This is a genomic window from Leptospira vanthielii serovar Holland str. Waz Holland = ATCC 700522, assembly GCF_000332455.1.
GTDB classification, from domain to species: Bacteria; Spirochaetota; Leptospiria; order Leptospirales; family Leptospiraceae; genus Leptospira_A; species Leptospira_A vanthielii.
Map to the genome: position 1 here is coordinate 43,796 of NZ_AOGY02000051.1, position 17,679 is coordinate 61,474.

14 protein-coding genes are annotated in these 17,679 nt (G+C 37.3%); 4 read left to right on the forward strand and 10 right to left on the reverse strand.

Features of this window, described 5'->3' with window-relative positions:
• Nucleotides 1–17: 17 nt before the first annotated feature.
• Nucleotides 18–494 (forward strand): SRPBCC family protein, encoded by a 477-nt coding sequence (locus LEP1GSC199_RS10875; protein ID WP_002983008.1) that lies wholly within the window; start codon nucleotides 18–20, stop codon nucleotides 492–494.
• Here the strand turns inward: LEP1GSC199_RS10875 and LEP1GSC199_RS10880 are convergent.
• Nucleotides 471–926, reverse strand: a complete 456-nt coding sequence (locus LEP1GSC199_RS10880; RefSeq protein WP_232227652.1) for a methylglyoxal synthase — start codon at nucleotides 924–926, stop codon at nucleotides 471–473. The genes LEP1GSC199_RS10875 and LEP1GSC199_RS10880 overlap by 24 nt on opposite strands.
• A gap of 51 nt (nucleotides 927–977) precedes the next feature.
• On the opposite strand from LEP1GSC199_RS10880, the gene LEP1GSC199_RS10885 reads away from it, so the two are divergent.
• Complete coding sequence (locus LEP1GSC199_RS10885) at nucleotides 978–1,784, forward strand: FcpA-related putative periplasmic flagellar protein (RefSeq protein WP_002982699.1); 807 nt, start codon at nucleotides 978–980, stop codon at nucleotides 1,782–1,784.
• Here LEP1GSC199_RS10885 and LEP1GSC199_RS10890 read toward each other — a convergent pair.
• The 3 genes from LEP1GSC199_RS10890 to miaB form a co-directional block, all read right to left on the reverse strand.
• Nucleotides 1,781–2,611, reverse strand: coding sequence for a hypothetical protein (locus LEP1GSC199_RS10890; RefSeq protein WP_002982696.1), 831 nt, complete (start codon nucleotides 2,609–2,611; stop codon nucleotides 1,781–1,783). The two genes, LEP1GSC199_RS10885 and LEP1GSC199_RS10890, sit on opposite strands and share 4 nt — an antisense overlap.
• A gap of 71 nt (nucleotides 2,612–2,682) precedes the next feature.
• A complete protein-coding gene (locus tag LEP1GSC199_RS10895; protein ID WP_002982993.1) occupies nucleotides 2,683–4,275 on the reverse strand; it encodes an LptF/LptG family permease in 1,593 nt (530 codons plus the stop codon).
• Nucleotides 4,268–5,644 carry a tRNA (N6-isopentenyl adenosine(37)-C2)-methylthiotransferase MiaB gene (gene miaB / locus LEP1GSC199_RS10900; RefSeq protein WP_039926735.1) on the reverse strand — a complete coding sequence of 459 codons (1,377 nt, stop codon included), beginning with the start codon at nucleotides 5,642–5,644 and terminating at the stop codon, nucleotides 4,268–4,270. The genes LEP1GSC199_RS10895 and miaB overlap by 8 nt, the downstream gene beginning before the upstream one ends.
• A gap of 63 nt (nucleotides 5,645–5,707) precedes the next feature.
• On the opposite strand from miaB, the gene LEP1GSC199_RS10905 reads away from it, so the two are divergent.
• A complete protein-coding gene (locus LEP1GSC199_RS10905; protein ID WP_002983240.1) occupies nucleotides 5,708–6,307 on the forward strand; it encodes a J domain-containing protein in 600 nt (199 codons plus the stop codon).
• Here the strand turns inward: LEP1GSC199_RS10905 and LEP1GSC199_RS10910 are convergent.
• The 3 genes from LEP1GSC199_RS10910 to LEP1GSC199_RS10920 are packed head-to-tail and all read right to left on the reverse strand — an operon-like array spanning nucleotide 6,304 to nucleotide 10,073.
• On the reverse strand, nucleotides 6,304–7,440 hold the full coding sequence (locus LEP1GSC199_RS10910; RefSeq protein WP_002983205.1) for a DUF1574 domain-containing protein: 1,137 nt from the start codon (nucleotides 7,438–7,440) through the stop codon (nucleotides 6,304–6,306). The two genes, LEP1GSC199_RS10905 and LEP1GSC199_RS10910, sit on opposite strands and share 4 nt — an antisense overlap.
• 1 nt (nucleotide 7,441) lies before the next feature.
• Nucleotides 7,442–8,866, reverse strand: coding sequence for an MBOAT family O-acyltransferase (locus LEP1GSC199_RS10915; protein ID WP_002982984.1), 1,425 nt, complete (start codon nucleotides 8,864–8,866; stop codon nucleotides 7,442–7,444).
• A 25-nt stretch (nucleotides 8,867–8,891) separates the two neighbouring features.
• On the reverse strand, nucleotides 8,892–10,073 hold the full coding sequence (locus LEP1GSC199_RS10920) for a class I SAM-dependent rRNA methyltransferase (protein ID WP_002982893.1): 1,182 nt from the start codon (nucleotides 10,071–10,073) through the stop codon (nucleotides 8,892–8,894).
• Nucleotides 10,074–10,127: 54 nt separating this feature from the next.
• Between LEP1GSC199_RS10920 and LEP1GSC199_RS10925 the strand changes: the two genes are divergently transcribed.
• Nucleotides 10,128–12,659, forward strand: a complete 2,532-nt coding sequence (locus LEP1GSC199_RS10925; protein WP_002982708.1) for a SpoIIE family protein phosphatase — start codon at nucleotides 10,128–10,130, stop codon at nucleotides 12,657–12,659.
• On the opposite strand, the gene LEP1GSC199_RS10930 is transcribed toward LEP1GSC199_RS10925, so the two are convergent.
• The 3 genes from LEP1GSC199_RS10930 to mfd form a co-directional block, all read right to left on the reverse strand.
• Entirely contained in the window at nucleotides 12,634–13,473 is an 840-nt protein-coding gene (locus tag LEP1GSC199_RS10930; protein WP_002983159.1) for an undecaprenyl-diphosphate phosphatase, read from the reverse strand. The two genes, LEP1GSC199_RS10925 and LEP1GSC199_RS10930, sit on opposite strands and share 26 nt — an antisense overlap.
• Nucleotides 13,474–13,479: 6 nt before the next feature.
• Entirely contained in the window at nucleotides 13,480–14,151 is a 672-nt protein-coding gene (locus LEP1GSC199_RS10935) for a lipoprotein LipL31 (protein ID WP_002982937.1), read from the reverse strand.
• A gap of 101 nt (nucleotides 14,152–14,252) precedes the next feature.
• Complete coding sequence (mfd, locus tag LEP1GSC199_RS10940) at nucleotides 14,253–17,675, reverse strand: transcription-repair coupling factor (RefSeq protein WP_002983035.1); 3,423 nt, start codon at nucleotides 17,673–17,675, stop codon at nucleotides 14,253–14,255.
• Nucleotides 17,676–17,679 lie beyond the last annotated feature (4 nt).

The window sequence follows — 17,679 nt, forward strand, 5'->3', positions numbered from 1 at the left end:
ATTACCTTCTAATCATTATGAATACATTCATTTACAGATCCAGTTTTCCCATCAAAAAGGAAGTTTTGTTTCAATTCCACAAGGATCCAATCGGCTTTGAAACTTTAGTTGCTGGAGCAAACGGTATAGAAATCGTAAAAGCCCCAAAATCCATACATGTAGGAGAAGAAGTGGTCTTGAAGATTTCCATTTTGCCCTTTTGGAAACTAACCTGGATTGCAAAACATATTGCCTATAGTAAAAATAACTTTTTCCAAGATAACCAGGAAAAAGGTCCCTTTCGCAAATTCCTACACACACATCGATTTTTGGATGGGTTTGAAGGAAGTAATTCCAGTATTCTTTCTGATGAAATTCAAATAGACTACTATCTTTGGCCTATCTCACGTTTCTTTCTTTTCCCGATCCTTTATTTTATGTTCCGTAAACGACATGCGCTCACTGCAAAACACTTCAGAGTAAAAGCAAAATTAATTCTTTGCAGGTATTCGTGATCCGTAATCAATCAATTGGCGATTGTATTCTGTTTCCATTAGAGGGGAAGAGATTAAAAAATCAGCACTAGAACGATTACAAGCCATTGGAATATTATACAATACTGCAATTCGGAGGAGCGCTTTTACATCTGGATCATGCGGCTGAGCTGAGAGAGGATCCCAGAAAAAAACCATAAAATCAATTCCATCCTCAACGATTTTGGATCCAATCTGCTGGTCTCCACCGAGAGGTCCAGAGATGAACCGAAATACAGGAAGTCCTATTTGTTCATGAATCAATTTTCCTGTGGTTCCTGTTGCCGAAAGATGGTGTTTGCTTAAGGTGCCTTTATTGTATTTTACCCAATCTAATAAATCTTCTTTTCTATTATCATGTGCAATGAGAACGATCTTTTTAGTGATCTCCATTTTTCTTTGAATTAGTACCATAGAATGATAGTTCTTGCCAATATCTAGGATTCAAGGAAAGTTTCCCTGTAAATGAAATTTCCCATCCTATTTTTATGGATTTCTTTGATTTTCCTAGGTTCTTTGTCCCTCAGTTCCAAAGATACAAATCAGGCGTCTGCTAAAGAAAATCGGGTGGAATCCATCCTTCCCACAACACCAGAATCAGGATCTCCTTGGGGAAATAGTTCTGAACGATTGGATACAATTGACATTCTCAATTTAGTGGATGAAAAGAACTCCCAGAAACGTTGGCAGGATGCGAACAAAGAATATGCAACTGCTATAGATTATTTTGAGTCAGGAAGAAAGAATATCGAAAAACGTAGAGAGGATTCTAAAAAAGAAATCTACTATGAAGATAGATACGAATGGCAAAAACAAATCCGAAAAGAAAACAAAGAAAAGGAATTTCAAAAACAAATCTTCGACCTACGCTCACAGACTGTGGCACGTTTAGTAAAAGGTATGAATCTTTTAGATAAAATTGAAAATCCCAAGGTAAAGGAAAGTGCCCCATACCTTGATTTAAAGTCTGGAATTTATAGAGATTACATCAAACACCAAGAAGCCTTTAAAAATTATCTACAGGTTATTGATTTTACACACCGGTATATGGATCTTTCTTCTAAAAATGAAGCGGAAGCAGAACCGCATAGACTCCTTGCCCTATCCTATGAAAAGATGGAACAAACAGCAATCCGTTCAAAAAACCAAGAACTTTATTATGAATTCAAAGAGTTAAAGAAAAAACATCTTTTACGATTTGCAGAAATTCACTATGGTCGCGATTCTAAAGAATACGCGAGCATAGAAGAAAAGGTGGGGAAGGATTTTTAAATCAAACCAAGTTTCTTTTTTAGTGACCGATTTTCTTCAACCAGTTCCTTAATCTCTTGTTCGGTGTATTCAAAAAGACGATCTTGAGCTCTTAAAATTTTATCTAAATTCATCTCTTCAATACGAGAGTAATTTAACACCTGTTCCGTTGCTTTCTGTAATTCCAAGGCCTGTTTAAGCTCTTTTTCTCGAAGTTCGTCCAATTGTTGGCTTGCTTTCACACGTTCGTGAAGTTCAATCAACTCCTGGTTTTTCATATCATTTACTTTTTCCAAAGCTGTGCTAATACCAGCTTGAGATCGTTTGACCAGTTCTTCGTATTTTAAAATAGAACGTAATGCTTCATTTTCTTTTTTCGATTCTTCGTATTCCTGGTGTGCTAAAGAAAACACACCTTCGAAAAAACCGACATTTTCTAAACACGAATTACCAATATCTAAAGCGGCGGCTTTGTAAGATTCTGATTGGATAGTTCGGTCTAAAATCATCCTTAGTTCTCTTACATGAAGAGGATTTTCCAAAACTAAATATTTGGAATGACCTTGAACGATATCTTGAATTTGACTTACTCCATCTTCCGAGGAAATTAAAATCAAAGACACAAAAGGATTCGCCTCAAAAGACGATACGATGGTTGACTGGATTTGTTTCCATTCTGCAATCGATACCTGGAGGAACAGAATGTGAATGTCATTCGGAGTGATCGAAATACGATCCAACTCGTCCAATTGCATTTGGTTGACTTGAACTTTGATCTTTGAATGTTTCCAAAGTTCTACCGGAAAGGGGCGTCCTTTAGAAATATTCCAAATGTAAGAAGTTTTCAAACCAGATCTCCTGTACTAAACTACTGATTCTATAGGACTGTAGTAAGTGGAATTTTCTAGCAAATTTTGTATCATTTGCCTTTTCTGAAGCGATTTTTTATCAGTTCGATGCGCTCTTCCCACTGGTCCCGAAACCGGAAGTAAAATCCCAGTCGATTCCGAATGGAATCAGGCAATTTGGCATCAGTGCGTGAAATCATTATATAGATGGAAAGTGTAGCAATCACAATATTAGCCGACCATGGCCCTACCCAATCAGGAACATTCTCCTTATAAGAAATACCAGATCCAAAAATGAAAAATGTATAATAGATTAAAAGGAAGATAACAGCCAACGTAAAACTCATTCCTTTTCCAGAACGTTTTACAACAAGACCAAGAGGGAAAGAGAGAAAGAAAAAGATTTGGCAAGATATTGGAGTCGCAAAACGTTTATGAATTTCTACATTAAATCCGGTAAGTGTTTTTTTCGACTCGTTTAGAAGTTCAGACAGTTGAGTAAAAAGCGCAAATTTTTGTGCCATATCCTCCTGGTTCCCAGAACTTGCACCCATGAGTAATTCATATTTAAATTGTTCTACCATTTGTTTTAAACCTCCCACACCTTTAATGGAAAGTCCGTATTCTTTCAAAATTTCTAAACCTGGAATGTTTTCGAGTCCTTCCGATTCAATCGCATTACGAATTTCAAATAACATTGGTAATGAAAAGGTATCTGGTTTTACATTGATACTCATTGTTTTTGTATCTTTTTTGGCGGGAGTGTTGTAATCCATCTCACCATCCATAAAATTAGTAATACCTATCGCATTGGTTTCGGGATCCCATTCGATTACATAACCTTTGCGGAGTCTGACTGACTTTTCATATTCCCCTGATAAGTTTTTTTTCTCAACTAACAGACCTTCTTTGGCATTGATGATTTGTAACATGCGAGACCCACCCATAGGGACTGCTAAATTATTTACCATAATAAAGTCATTTCCATCCGCAGATATAGACCATTCACGAATTTGAACGTTACTTAAATTTCCGTCCGTATCAATACCACCGGAATACATTGTCCTTCCTTTTTCAGAGAAAAAATCCTGAGTTTTATCGCCAGAGAACTGACCTGGTTGGATTGCGAGTAGAGGGTTATAGGTTGCAATCCAATTATCAAAGTCCTTCATCTTACGAGTATTTTCTGGTCCTAAGTAAAAGTTCAAATAACCTACAATGAGGGTCATTAGAAACCCAAAGACAAGAAAATTGGAATAGATGTAAGGAAAAGATACTCCAGACGCACGCATTGCAGTAATCTCAGAATCACCAGACAAACGACCGGCAGCCATAATCCCTGACATGAGGCAAGCCATAGGAATTGTCATTGGCAAAGTATTTCCGAATACGTAACCCATGTAGTCGAGTAAACGGAAGAAGTCCACTCCCTTACCAACGAAAAGACCAATCATCTTTTGAATGGCAACAGCCATGTAAATCATAGTAAAAAAAGAAAGTGCAACAAGAAAGGGACTTAGAATTTCTTTTAATATATAAATTCTAAGAATGGAAGGTTTAAACCGTTTCCACTTCCCCAAACGATCTGTATCCACCATAAAACCTGGTGGCAAGTCATCTTTTGAGAAGACTCTGACAGTTCGTAAGTCAACTGGTTTAGCCAACGAGTTTTCCTTTTAAAGTCGCACTAGTAGCCGATTCAACGATTACATTTACGGTTTTTCCAATCCAATCAGATGGATCCTTAGATAAACCTTCAGGGATAGGAAATACAATCATTCTTCCACAATGAGAGCGACCGCATAACTCAAGTTTGGATTTTCTGGATGTGTTTTCGATCAGTACGGAAAACTCTTTTCCAATTTTTGTTTGATTTTTTTCGTGGGAAATTTTGGTTTGCAGCTCAACCAGTTCAATGAGTCGTTTGCTTTTGGTTTCTTCAGGTACATCGTCAATAAACTTTCGTTTTGCGATTGTACCTTCTCGCTCCGAATATTTAAACATGTAAGACATGTCAAATTTCACTTTTTTTACAACTTCTAATGTCTCTTGAAACTCTTCCTCTGTTTCTCCAGGAAAACCAACAATGATATCAGAAGTGATTCCAATATCAGGAATTCGGCTTTGGATACTAGCCACTAAATCCAAATACTCTTCTTTGGTATAACTACGTTTCATATCCCGAAGTACTTTGGAACTTCCTGCTTGCAGCGGCATGTGGATCTGAGAAGAAAAACGATCCTCTTTTGCCATAAGTGAAATTAGGTGGTCTGGAAAATCTTTTGGATGAGGGCTTGTAAAGCGAACTCTCTCAATTGACGTTTCTGCAAGTATCTTTTCGACTAAGGAACAAAAGTCAGTATTTTCAAACAGATAACTATTTACGTTTTGGCCGAGAAGTGTGATTTGTTTTACACCCATTTCTTCTAATTGAAGAATTTCAGCGACAATGGAACCAGGCTCCCGGCTTCTTTCCCTACCTCTTGTATAGGGAACAACACAGAAAGTACAAAAATTATTGCAACCACGCATAATAGTAACAAAGGCTTGGATTCCATTAACTACCTTTGGTTCCAATTCATCATAGGTTTCAGTACGAGAAAGACGTGTTAGTTGGACATCACGTTCCCCTGCCCTAATTTTTTGAATGAGTTCTGGTAACGTTCTGTAATTGTCGGGTCCGACAATGAGGTCTAGAGGGAGTTCCTGATGGAACAAATCGTCCCCTAAATTTTGTGCCATACATCCGAGAACACCAATGACTAGGTTTGGATTTTTTTTCTTTAAATAACCAAGGGACTGTAATCTACCGTAAATTTTCGCATGAGCATTTTCTCTTACCGCACAGGTATTGAGAAAAATAATATCACAGTCTTCGACAGACTCGGCAGCCTCATAATTCTCTTTCCGAAAGAGTTCCTTGACGATCCCAGAATCGTATTCATTCATTTGGCACCCATAGGTCTCCACGTAAACCTTTCCGAGTTGGACGGGACTCTCTGTGGATGGGATTTCAGTCAAGGATGGGTTCATAATGATATGTTTTTCCATAAAATTTCCTTGTAAAGCAAAGAAGAAGGGAACTAAAAGGAGTATATGGCAGGGACAAAAAGGGAGACATTTTACGGAATCTTGGGGGTAACGAAGGAATCCACGCAAGAAACAATCGAAGCCATTTATTTAAAAGAATTAGAGTTTTGGGAGCGTTTGGAGGGTGCAGGCCTTCCGGAAGGAAAGGACAAAATTTTAGAGTTAACCCGTGCCTACTTAACTCTGAGTGATCCGAAAAAGAGAAAAGAATATGACCACCAACTAGACTTCGAATTTGTCCTATTGGATGGAAAGGCAAAAGATCCAGAGATGGAAGAAGCCTATGATGTCTACCGATTGAGCCACCAAAAATCTTACCAAGAAATCTTGGGGGATTTTACGCAGTTTCGCGAGGAAATGGGAGACACCCTCTGGATTCTAAAAAAAACCACCATTTATATGGTTCTCAATCTGCTTTTGTATTCGGGATTTGTTCTTCTACACTCTCTTTGGAATGAGAATATAGAAAAGGATCATGTCTGGTTTGAAATGGTTTCTGGATGGGGTTCTGGAATATTTCTTGTCCTGAGTGCTATTGGTTATCTAATCTTTCGCTTCCGCTTTCTAAAAAAAGAATTAAAAAAACGGAAGGAAAAACGAAACTAACGAACTTCTTTAGCAAATAGAATTGGCAACAGGTTTGGAAAACAGGCGCCGCTTAAATGCAACGAATCTACAAAATCTTTACAAACCCATCTAGGATCTTTATTCGGATCTACCACAGTGAATTTCGAATTCGGAACTTGCGAAGCATTGACAACAGCTTTTTTTATTTCCACATTGAATCCTTCCAGAAGCCCATCTGTACTCAGTCGCCTATGTAAAGCATCTGATACTGCTGGAAAATAGATGATCACAGGAATTCCTGTTCCTTTCAGTAAATCTAACATTTTTTTGAAGAAATAGATTTGTGTCGGTGCAAGTTTGGTTCCCCGAAGGTATTGGTTGTACATGGCCTCGGCATCTCTTTCTAAAAAGACATCCATATTCGCAAATTTAATTTCATTGGGAAGAGCACCAAATTTGACTCGGTTCACCAATTTGATTTTATCGATGTAGTTTCGTTTGTGGTCTTTTCCTGTAATTCCAACGGACATCCCTGGGAAAAAACCAACTTCAATTTCTTTATTATTAGCTTTGATCGCTGTTGGATCCAACGGATATTTGTACAAAGCAAATAATTTTTTTAAAAAATACACCTCTACCTCATCCATGGAGAAACCCTTAGCATCAGCCATCCATGGGTTTTTTGTTTTCATTCGGTAGAAATCAATTTGTTTTAAAACATATTCATTATCATAGGATCCATTTAAAGAATACTCGATTGCAGATTGCGAAAATAAAAGTAGATCTACTTCGATGAGTACATATCTAAGTGGGAGTTTTGCCTTTAGGCTTCTTTCAAGCCAATAAGCCTGAAAACTTGGTGGTCCAAACGGAGCTGCAAAATTAAATGAGTTTGTATTTGGGAAAAAGGATTCTAACATTTCAGAATCAAATTCACCAGAACGAGAACTCCCTAAAATCAAACCAATTTGTTTGGCTGGATTTTTCTTTATCTCTTCAAGCATTACCAGAAAAAGATCTTCTTTTAATTCATAAAATTTTCTTTCAATTTTTTTCCAACTGTATGTGTTTTCGACAACGATTGGCAAAAAGAAAATTTTATCTAAAAGGAAAAGACAAAAAGCCAAAAAAATTGGATATAATACTATAGGAAATTTAAGTTTAAAATTCATATTAAAATTGGAAATAGATAAATTCCGTTCCTCCCGGAGCAAGATAACCTAACAGAATGGTAATCACTAACGAAAAAAGTAAGAGAAATCCTAGTGAAGTTTTTGTAGACCAATTTTCTCTTGGAAAACTTGGTTTGGTTTGTAAGTAGTTTAGAATAAATGTAAGTATCAAAGTATAAACAATTAGTTCTAATTTATTCGTTCTGATTCCGGCTCCTCCAGTAAATGCTTTGGCTAACATGACTAATGAATTATGAACTGTTGGACCATTGAAAAAAGCGATTGTGAATGTAAAAAATCCAAAGGCATATACAATACCCAAAAATTTTTGCCACTTAGCTATTTTTGCTGTTTTATCAGGTTTCCGAATCAACTCAATTTTTCTCTCTACGCTAAGCATTAGCCCATGTAAAAATCCCCAGATGATAAACGTAAAATTAGCACCGTGCCAAAAACCCGCTAAAGTAAAAGTTACAATTAGATTCAGGTAACCACGATATTCGGATACTCTTGAACCACCTAACGGAAAATAAATGTAATCTTTGATCCAAGTGGCAAGTGTCATGTGCCAACGAGTCCAAAGTTCTCTGACCGAAGCGGAAAGAAATGGCGCATGAAAATTTTCTGGAAGATTGATACCAAGTAACTTTCCTAAACCACGGGCAAGATCTGTATAACCGCTAAAATCGCAATAAACTCTTGCGGAATATCCGAACATGGCAATAAAATTGGAGAACCCATCATACTGTTCCGGATTCTGAAAAATTGGTTCGATAACAGGGGATAAATTGTCTGCAAGAATCACCTTCTTAAAAAGGCCAAGGAAAACTAAATAATATCCTTCGAAAAGTTGTTCCTTCTTAGCATTCCAAACTTCCAATTGATAGAAGAACTCTCCGTGACGAACGATGGGACCTGCAACCAACTGCGGAAAGAAAAAGATAAATAGTGCAAACTGTAAAAAGTTCGGATTTTCCTCTGCATTACCTCTTTTGATATCAACGGTATAGGCAACCATCTGAAATGTATAAAAACTAATTGCAAGAGGTAGAGTAATCGAATCAGCACCAAATTGAGAATTTAAAAAACTTTGGATGGATTCCGGCGCAAACCAAATACTTCCCGTTAATTGAAAGAGTGTATCCCATAAAAAGTAAAAATACTTAAAAAGAAAAAGATTCCCAAAATTTACAAAAAGAGATACAGGAAACCAGAAGCTGGATTTATTTTTAAGGATTTGTTTATTAAAAAAATGGTTCAATAGAACAATGCTTAAAAAATGAAATGCAAAAGGAATGGACCAAGCGGCATAAAATCCAAACGATGCCAAAAACAAAAAACTCAACCGAGATTTGCCGCGGAACATCCAGTGCAAACAATATACAACAAGAAAGAACAATAGAAAACTAAGGGATGTAAATTTCATTCTAAGATTTCACCAATATACGAACTCATGTATCACCATCAACCTGAATCACAAGGCCTTTTAGGTATTCTCCTTCAGGATGAAAGACGGAATAACCATGATCTGGGCTTTGAGTCAGATGGTGTAAAATTCTAACTCTTTTTTTGGCATCCTTTGCAGCCCCGAAAACAATTTTTTTAAACAAATCAAAAGAAATATGTTGGGAACACGAGAAGGTAAAAATCAAACCGCCTGTCCGTATTTTGGACATGGCCCTCATATTGATATCTTTGTATCCTCGACTGGCTTGGTTTACCATAGATATACTTTTGGTAAATGCAGGAGGATCCAAAATAATAAGATCATAGAAATTAGGCTCCATAGCTTTCAGATAATCAAAACTATCTAAAACCAAACTTTTGTGCCGAGTAGATCCGTTTGTGGTCTCTAGTCCATTCAAAACCAGGTTTCTCTCACAAAGTTCTATTGCTTGTTTAGAAATATCCAAACTATGGACTTGCTTTGCACCAGCTAACAATGCATAAACAGAAAATGCTCCTGAATAGGCAAATGTATTTAAGACGGTTCGGCCCGTAGCATAACGAGAAACTAAAGCACGGTTGTCTCTTTGGTCTAGGAAAAACCCCGTTTTCTGCCCTCTCGTAATATCGGCAATAAACTGAATTCCATGTTCTAAAAACACAGGTTCAGAATCATTCCCTTTATGAAAGGTTGGTTCTCCCGCTGCTTTGTCCTCTAGTTTTTCTCCCCTTTCCAAAATGGTCACAAAACCTTTTTTTGATAAAAAAGAAACTAACCAGTCCCGTAAACTTAAGGCACCTGGTGTTTTCAATTGCATAACGGCTGTTTTGTGGTAACAGTCAACTACAATTCCGGGAACCCCATCCCCCTCAGAATGAAAGAGGCGAAATCCTGTTGTTTCTTTCGGTAATAATGTTTGTTTCGATTCATAAATGGATTCCCACTTGGAGGTCCAATACGTTTCCTGCGAACCATCTTCTCTTTCATCAAAAGAGAACAACCGAATTCTAATTTGACTTTTAGGATCATAATGACCCCAAGCCAAAAATTCACCTGAAGATGATTCCACGCGGACAACACTTCCAGAAGCTACTCCTGTTTCCCCTGAAGCAATCGCTCCCGAGAAGATCCAAGGATGAAAATTTAATACAGCTTTTTCTTTATTCTTTTTTAATCGAATGACCATTTTACATCCATTTGGAAATATAACAGAGTTATGAACGTTAGAGTTCGTTTATATATGATAAAACCGGTACTCATTTTTCTTGTCTTTTCTTTTTCCCTCCTTTATGCACAAAGCATACCAGATTCTGCTACAGAAACAGATGCAAAGACACTGGTCTCACTTGACACGAACAAATTAGATCCCAATTCCTTTTGGTATATGACAGAATTGGATCTTAGCGAATCGGCAATCCAATCGATGACCGAGTCAGAGTTTTTAAAAATTCCATGGAAGCGAATTGCAGTTCCTGGGAACATCTATTCGAACAACAAAGACTATGTAGGCAAAAAAAACATTTTACTTGCTAAGTGGATTCAGTTTTCGGAAGATCCATCCACTCAATACAGCATACGCCTCGGCATCATCAACGATCGTGACAAAACCTACCTAAATGGATATTGGATTGGAAACACTGGGCAGTGGGATGCAAAGGAACCTCAAGCCTATGACAAATTAAGAATTTATAATATTCCTTCCAATGTAATTCGATATGGAAAAAAGAACTTACTTTTGTTAAAGATCCAACCGTATTTTGAAAATTCAGGAGGAATCGAACAAGATGAAACTACGCTTGGGCCCTCGGACAAAATCTTTGCAAGATACTATAAAGACGAATTTGTAAAGTTACTTTTCCTTACCATTTATTTAACGGTAGGTGGATACTTTCTTTTTCTTTACATTCGTAGAAGAAAAGACAGAGAGAACCTTTTTTTCGCACTATTTTCCTTTTCTTTTGTAATATATAATTTCCTAAGAAACCAACTCAAATATGAATTTGGATTTCCATTTTTAGAAATGAAAAAAATGGAATACATGGTGATTTTACTGCTTATTCCATTTATGTACCATTTCCTTAGAACTTTGTTTGAGGAACGTTATAGTATTTGGGGAAAAATTTTAGATGGATTACAAACGGGATTTTTTCTTTTTTTCCTTTTGACTAGCGATATTGAAACCTTCAGTTTTTTACTCACAAATTTTGTTCAACCTACTTGGATCGTTTACGTAGTTTTGATCTTTGTAATTTTATATAGAAACCTAAAGAAAAAGGAAAGAAGAGCTTTTTATATTACTATCGGACTCACCATTGTTCTATTTGCAGCAGTCGTAGACACGGCAACCAATCGCAACTATTGGGTTTTTCCTAGAATTATGGGTTATACCTTTCTTGTTTTCAATATCTCACTGGCAATAATCCTTGCGAATTCATTTGTCAAACTGAATGAAGAAGTGGAAGACTTAAACAAAAACTTAGAGAAAAAAGTAGAAGAAAGGACAGATGCCTTAAACGAATCCTTAAACCAGTTGCAAATTTTAAAAGAAAAACAAGATGGAGATTACTTTTTAACTTCCCTTCTCATCCAACCATTGGCTCGCATTGAAAACAAAATTCCTGAAATCAAAATTGAAACCTACGTTAACCAAAAGAAAAAATTCCAATTTCGTGGAAAGGACGGAGAGATTGGTGGAGATATCTGCATTGTGGGGACAGTTCACCTTGAATCAGGTGATTATACGGTTTTTGCAAATGGTGATGCCATGGGTAAATCCATACAAGGTGCTGGCGGTGCCCTTGTTCTCGGAGTTGTCTTTCAAGCGGTTCTCTCCAGAGCCAAATCTAGTTACACAAAATCAAGACCTCCAGAGCTCTGGTTAAAAGATCTTTATGTAGAACTTCAATCGGTATTTGTGAGTTTCGATGGATCCATGTTATCCAGTGTCGTACTCGGTATGGTATCTAAAGATGGATTTGTTTATTATATCAATGCAGAACACCCTTGGAGTATTCTCTATAGAGATGGAGTGGCATCCTTTATTGAAACAGAACTCTCCATGAGAAAACTAGGATTTCCCAAAAACGATCACTACTTCCAAATCAAAACCTTTTCACTAGAAGCAGGAGATACCTTACTCATCGGTTCCGATGGAAGAGATGATATTGTCCTCCCTTCAGAAAATAGTTCTCTTCGTTCGATCAATGAAGATGAAACTTTGATTTTACGTTTTGTGGAACGCTCCGAATCGAACCTAAAACGTTTAGTTCATGAAATAGAATCCAGTGGAGAGATTACAGATGACCTTTCCTTCTTGAAGATCGAATATTTTCCCAGAAAAACAAGGATTTCGTTCCCTGAATTAGTTAGAACAGAATATTTGGAAATCAAAACTAAATCCAACCAAGGAAACTATACTGAGGCCTTGGACAAATTGTATCCTCTCATCCAGAAATACCCTCACCCATCATTTTTTGCCTTAGCGGGAAAGTTACAGTACCAATTAAAAAACTGGGGGGAAGCAATTGTAAATTTCAAACTCGCCGCAAAAGAAAATCCGAATCGGGAAGATTACCTTTATATGACCGCCAAAACATTAGTAAAAAATGGACAAAACCAAGAAGCAGTGATTTGGTGTGAACGGCTATTTTTAAGAAATAAACTCTACAAGCAGAATACAAAATTACTTATGAATCTGCTTGATAAAACAAACAATATAGATAAAAAGGAATTCTATTCAGAGTTTTTTAGCCACGAAGAAAATATAGTATAACAAGGATTCCGAGAAAAATACGATAGATTCCAAAAGACAAAAAACTCCTACGACGAATGAAAGCCATAAACAATCGTATGATAAAATAACAGATTACAAACGATACAATACTTCCAAAAAGAAGTAAACCTATTGTCTCTGAATTCAATATGGCACGGTGTTTATAAAGTTTATAAATACCTGCTAATGTCAAAACCGGAATCGCTAGAAAAAAGGAAAACTCCGCAGAATCTTTTTTTGAGACTCCAAGAATCCTTGCCGTAATGATCGTAGCTGCTGAACGAGATATGCCTGGAATCAATGCAAAACATTGGAAAAATCCCACGAGGATGGACTCTTTCATTCCAATAGTCCTACCATCACTTTCGTCATAGTTTTTCATCTCAACAAAAACCATAACAAGGCCACCTACAAACCAGGAAAGCCCAATGATGAGAAGAAGGTCAGGTCGCATTTTGATTTGGTCTAAACTATTCTTAAAAACAAATCCTAAAATGATGATAGGAAGGATTCCTACTATTAAATTACGATAGAAATCAAAACCAGATTTGTCTGTTGTTTTTTTAACTAAATACAACGTAGCTGCTTTTGTGTGTGTCCATAATAGCTGAAAGTATAAAACAACAACGGATAGAATTGCACCCGTTTGGATAAAGATATCAAATAAATCCTCAAAGGATTCATGATCTATTTTTAGGTTTTCAAAGGGAAAAAAGTAGCTGAAGAGGAAAAGGTGTCCTGTCGAGGAAACCGGAAGGAATTCCGTGGCAGCTTCGATGATGCCACGGAGAAACGCGTTTAAAGTATTGTCCATTCCGACTTATTTTTGTTGGTTGGCTGGTTCTTCCACTTTTTTCTTTGGCGCAAGGTATGCATCCAAATCGAATTTATCATTACGTTTGATAGTTACTTCTTCTTTAATTCTTTCTACGACTAAAGGAAGTTGTTCTCTAGTTTGCAATTGTTTGATTTGAGCTTTTGCAAAAGTAAGACATTTATCAATTGTTAGGTTTGCAATATTTTTGTCTAATCCACGAAGTCTTTCGCATTCCGCTTTTGCTTGTTCATCAGTGATTTGGATTTTTTTCTCCACTTGTTCAGAAACATACATTTGCGCAATGGTTTGCATTTCAACTTGTTTGATCACTTCTGCAACGTCTGGACGAGAGATATAACCGTTTTTCTCAGCAACTAGACGAGTCATAATCATCTGACGGTAGGTTTGGTAAAAATTTTTCTTTTGGAGTTGGTAGTTTAAATCTTGGAAATTTTGAGGAACTTCGTTGATATCTTTTTCAATGAATTCAAGAAGAGTCTTTTTTTCGATATTTTGCAATCGGCTGATGGAATCAAGAGCCGTATCGTAAGCTGCTTCAAAGTCTTTTACGGTAATTTTATGGTTATCCAAAGTTTCGATGACCGGAGATGAGTCCGAACACTGAACGAGGAAAAGGGATGCCAAAAAAACAAACAAAGGAAGGATTTTAGTCATATTATTTTAGTGCCTGAAAGGATTTGTGATGATGGTTTCGTGAATTCCCTCAATGTCTATCTTTTTTTAAGCAGGTAGGCATTGATTCTATTGCCTAAAAATTAAGCGGCCAAAAATTCCAAAAGAGAAAGCAATTTCTTGATTTTCTGCAAATCTTCTCGTTCTGGAATCGTATAACGTAATACAGATGGCTCTTGCGGGGAAATGAGAAGGCCCTTAAATTTGGCCATTGCTTGGATCACTCGGTCTGGATTTCCCCGGAAATAAGTTCCGCATTTGAAGAGAATTTCCTCTGGTTTTTCAGTGACAAATTCAAAACCTAAATTGGAAGCAAGGGTACGGATCTTTTCTAATTCCACAAAAGTTTTGGCAATTTGTGGTAATTCGCCAAACCGGTCTTCCATCTCCAAGGAAAGTTCCTCAATTTCGTCCAGATTTGCTGAACCTTCAAATCGTTTGTAAAATTCAATTTTCTGTTTTGTGTCAGGAATATAATCATCCGGTAGATAGAAGTTGGTTTTTAAATTTACCGCAGTCCGAACTTCAACGCGCACCTCTTCGCCTTTGATACGAGAAATTGCCTCTTCCAACATTTTCACATAAAGGTCAAATCCCACTTCCATAATGTCGCCAGATTGTTCTTTGCCGAGTAGGTTTCCCGCACCACGAATCTCCAAGTCACGCATAGCCACTTTAAAACCGGAGCCTAACTCTTGGTATTCGAAAATTGTATTTAGCCTTTTTTCAGCAAGCTCAGTCATTAATTTCTTTGAAGGATAGAACATATAAGCATAAGCTTTTCTGTCCGATCGGCCCACTCGGCCTCGGATTTGGTACAATTGGGATAACCCAAACATATCGGCTCGTTTGACAATAAGAGTATTAACATTGGGCATATCGATTCCCGATTCAATGATCGTAGTTGTGACTAGAATATCGTATTTTCGTTCATAAAAATCAACGAGGGTTTCTTCAATTTCATCTTCTGTCAACTGGCCGTGCAAAATCCCCACAGAAATTTCTGGAACCAAAGAACGGATGTAAGCTGCCTCTTCTTCAATGGATTCCACTCGGTTGTACAGATAAAAAACCTGCCCTCCTCGTTCGATTTCTTTGCGGATAGCTTCTTGAATGAGAGTGTCATCTTCTTCTAATACATAAGTTTCGACACTTTGCCTATTTTTTGGCGCCGTAGAAATAATAGAAAGTTCACGAATTCCAGTTAGTGCCATATGCAAAGTTCTTGGAATCGGTGTTGCCGTGAGTGTCAAAACATCCACCAGAGTTTTGAACTTCTTTATAGCCTCTTTGTGAGTGACACCAAACTTCTGTTCTTCGTCAATGATGAGAAGGCCTAAGTTTTTTGGTTTTACCTTGGATGATAAAATGGCATGAGTTCCAATGAGCATATCGATTTTTCCTTCGGAAAAATTCTTTAGATCTTCTCTGATTTCTGCCTGCGTTCGGAACCGAGATACAAAGGCAATTTTGATTGGGTAATTTTCATATCTAGTTTTGAATGTATTAAAATGTTGTAAGGAAAGAATGGTTGTGGGAGTGAGAAGCATCACTTGTTTTCCTGCCATAATCACCTTAAATGCTGCGCGAATGGCAACTTCTGTTTTCCCGTAACCTACGTCCCCACAAACTAAACGGTCCATGGGTCTTATGGATTCCAAATCTTGTTTAACAGCTTCAATTGCTGAAATTTGGTCAGGGGTTTCTTCGAATTCAAAGGCTGCTTCAAACTCCTCCTGCCAAATGGTATCGGGAGGAAAAGCAAATCCATTCAGTTTGAGTCGATTCGAATAGAGTAACACCAGTTCTTCGGCAAGTTTGTCTACAGATTCCTGAACTCTTTCTTTGGCCTTTTTCCAGGAATTTTTCCCCAGTGTATCCAGTTTTGGAGAATCGGTTCCGCCGATGTATTTTTGGACCAAAGAAATTTGGTCCAGAGGAACAAATAAACTATCCCCACCGGCATATTCTAATTTTAAAAAATCCCTTTCTTTTCCATCAGCCTTGGTTCTTTCGATTTTAACAAATCGGCCCACACCATGGTTGACATGAACTACATAATCACCCTCTTTCAGATCAATGAAAGATTCGATCATTTGTGAGGCTTGTTTTTTATACCTGGTCTTACGTTTGTATTGACGACCGAATAAATCATTGTCCGTAAAAATATAGACATTCTCATCAAGAATGTGAAATCCCTTTTTTAGATCAGAAATCACAAGATGAATTCCCGGCTTTACCTTGTTAAGTGGAAGGGGGGTGGGATCTTCGGAATCAGAATGAACGGTTTCTACCTCTCCATCGGTAAAGAGACCTTTTAGGCGCATCATTTGAGCAGAAAATGAGGACGTGATAAATATTTTGTTCTTTGGATCTTCGCTAAGTAACTCTAAAAAATGTTCCTTGGCTTCCCGAATTTTGCCGCGAAATCCCCGCACCTCAGTAAGTGGTTCATAAGAAAAATTTCTTATGTTGTCTGGCAAAAGAGAAAAGCGAATTCCAGGAGTTTCCTCCGAAGTGAGAGTTTGCCATTCTTCACTAAAAGAAAGGAGTTCCTCTGGTTTTAGGCACAAAGATTCTTCCTTTTTTTTCTCATAGAGTGTATTGTATTCCCTCTCCATTCCATAAGAACGTTCCTTGGTATCATAAAACCTTGGAAAAATTAGAATGGGCTTTTTTGCAAAAAAACTGAGAAAACCTTCGTGTTTTCGCACCAAAGGTAGGTGTTCTTCGATGATTTCCAATTCGGAATCAATGGGGAGTCGCTTCTCTTTATGAGCTTCTAGTTCATCCTGATACTTAGCCTTTTCTTCTCGGCTAACAATCGTCTCATTCGCAGCAGTGATGACAATTTCCTGAATTTTCGCTATGGACTTCTGGGTATTGGGATCAAAGGTTCTGATTTCATCAACAGTGTCTCCGAAAAAATCCATCCTTACTGGATTTGCCAAATAAGGAGTGTAAATATCCAGAATCCCACCCTTTAAACTAAAGTGGCCAAACTGTTCACAGACCTCTTCTCTATGGTATCCTAAATTCACTAACTCGGACAACAACTGATCTAGAGGAAAATCCTTACCTAACTTTAGGGTAATTGATTTTCCTTTCAAACTTTCTTTTACAGGAAGTTTACGCAAAAGTGCAGATACTGATGTTACCACCAAACAACGATTCCCTGATAGAATTCGATTGATCGTGAGGATCCGATCCCTCTTCCATTCCATTTGCCATTTGGTATATTCGTAAGGAATATTTTCTGGTCCTGGGAAATAAAAAATTTCATCTTGCGGAAGAAAACTTAAAAGTTCGCGAGAAAAACTTTCTGCATCTTGGTTTGTGGGAAGGACTACAAGAAATGTAGAATCTGCACTCAGTGTTTCATACAAAGAACTTGCAACAAAAGAATGTGCCGACTCAGGTATCCCACTTAAATTGACTAAGGATGATTTCGATTCTGCTAATACTGGTTTGGGACTAAATTTACGATCTTCGATTTCTTTTGACATGAAT

Coding starts and splice junctions, on each gene's coding strand:
- LEP1GSC199_RS10875 (WP_002983008.1), top strand. CDS start 18: ATGAATACATTCATTTACAGATCCAGTTTTCCCATCAAAAAGGAAGTT.
- LEP1GSC199_RS10880 (WP_232227652.1), bottom strand. CDS start 926: ATGGTACTAATTCAAAGAAAAATGGAGATCACTAAAAAGATCGTTCTC.
- LEP1GSC199_RS10885 (WP_002982699.1), top strand. CDS start 978: ATGAAATTTCCCATCCTATTTTTATGGATTTCTTTGATTTTCCTAGGT.
- miaB (WP_039926735.1), bottom strand. CDS start 5,644: ATGAACCCATCCTTGACTGAAATCCCATCCACAGAGAGTCCCGTCCAA.
- LEP1GSC199_RS10905 (WP_002983240.1), top strand. CDS start 5,708: ATGGCAGGGACAAAAAGGGAGACATTTTACGGAATCTTGGGGGTAACG.
- LEP1GSC199_RS10910 (WP_002983205.1), bottom strand. CDS start 7,440: ATGAATTTTAAACTTAAATTTCCTATAGTATTATATCCAATTTTTTTG.
- LEP1GSC199_RS10915 (WP_002982984.1), bottom strand. CDS start 8,866: ATGAAATTTACATCCCTTAGTTTTCTATTGTTCTTTCTTGTTGTATAT.
- LEP1GSC199_RS10920 (WP_002982893.1), bottom strand. CDS start 10,073: ATGGTCATTCGATTAAAAAAGAATAAAGAAAAAGCTGTATTAAATTTT.
- LEP1GSC199_RS10925 (WP_002982708.1), top strand. CDS start 10,128: ATGATAAAACCGGTACTCATTTTTCTTGTCTTTTCTTTTTCCCTCCTT.
- LEP1GSC199_RS10930 (WP_002983159.1), bottom strand. CDS start 13,473: ATGGACAATACTTTAAACGCGTTTCTCCGTGGCATCATCGAAGCTGCC.
- LEP1GSC199_RS10935 (WP_002982937.1), bottom strand. CDS start 14,151: ATGACTAAAATCCTTCCTTTGTTTGTTTTTTTGGCATCCCTTTTCCTC.
- mfd (WP_002983035.1), bottom strand. CDS start 17,675: ATGTCAAAAGAAATCGAAGATCGTAAATTTAGTCCCAAACCAGTATTA.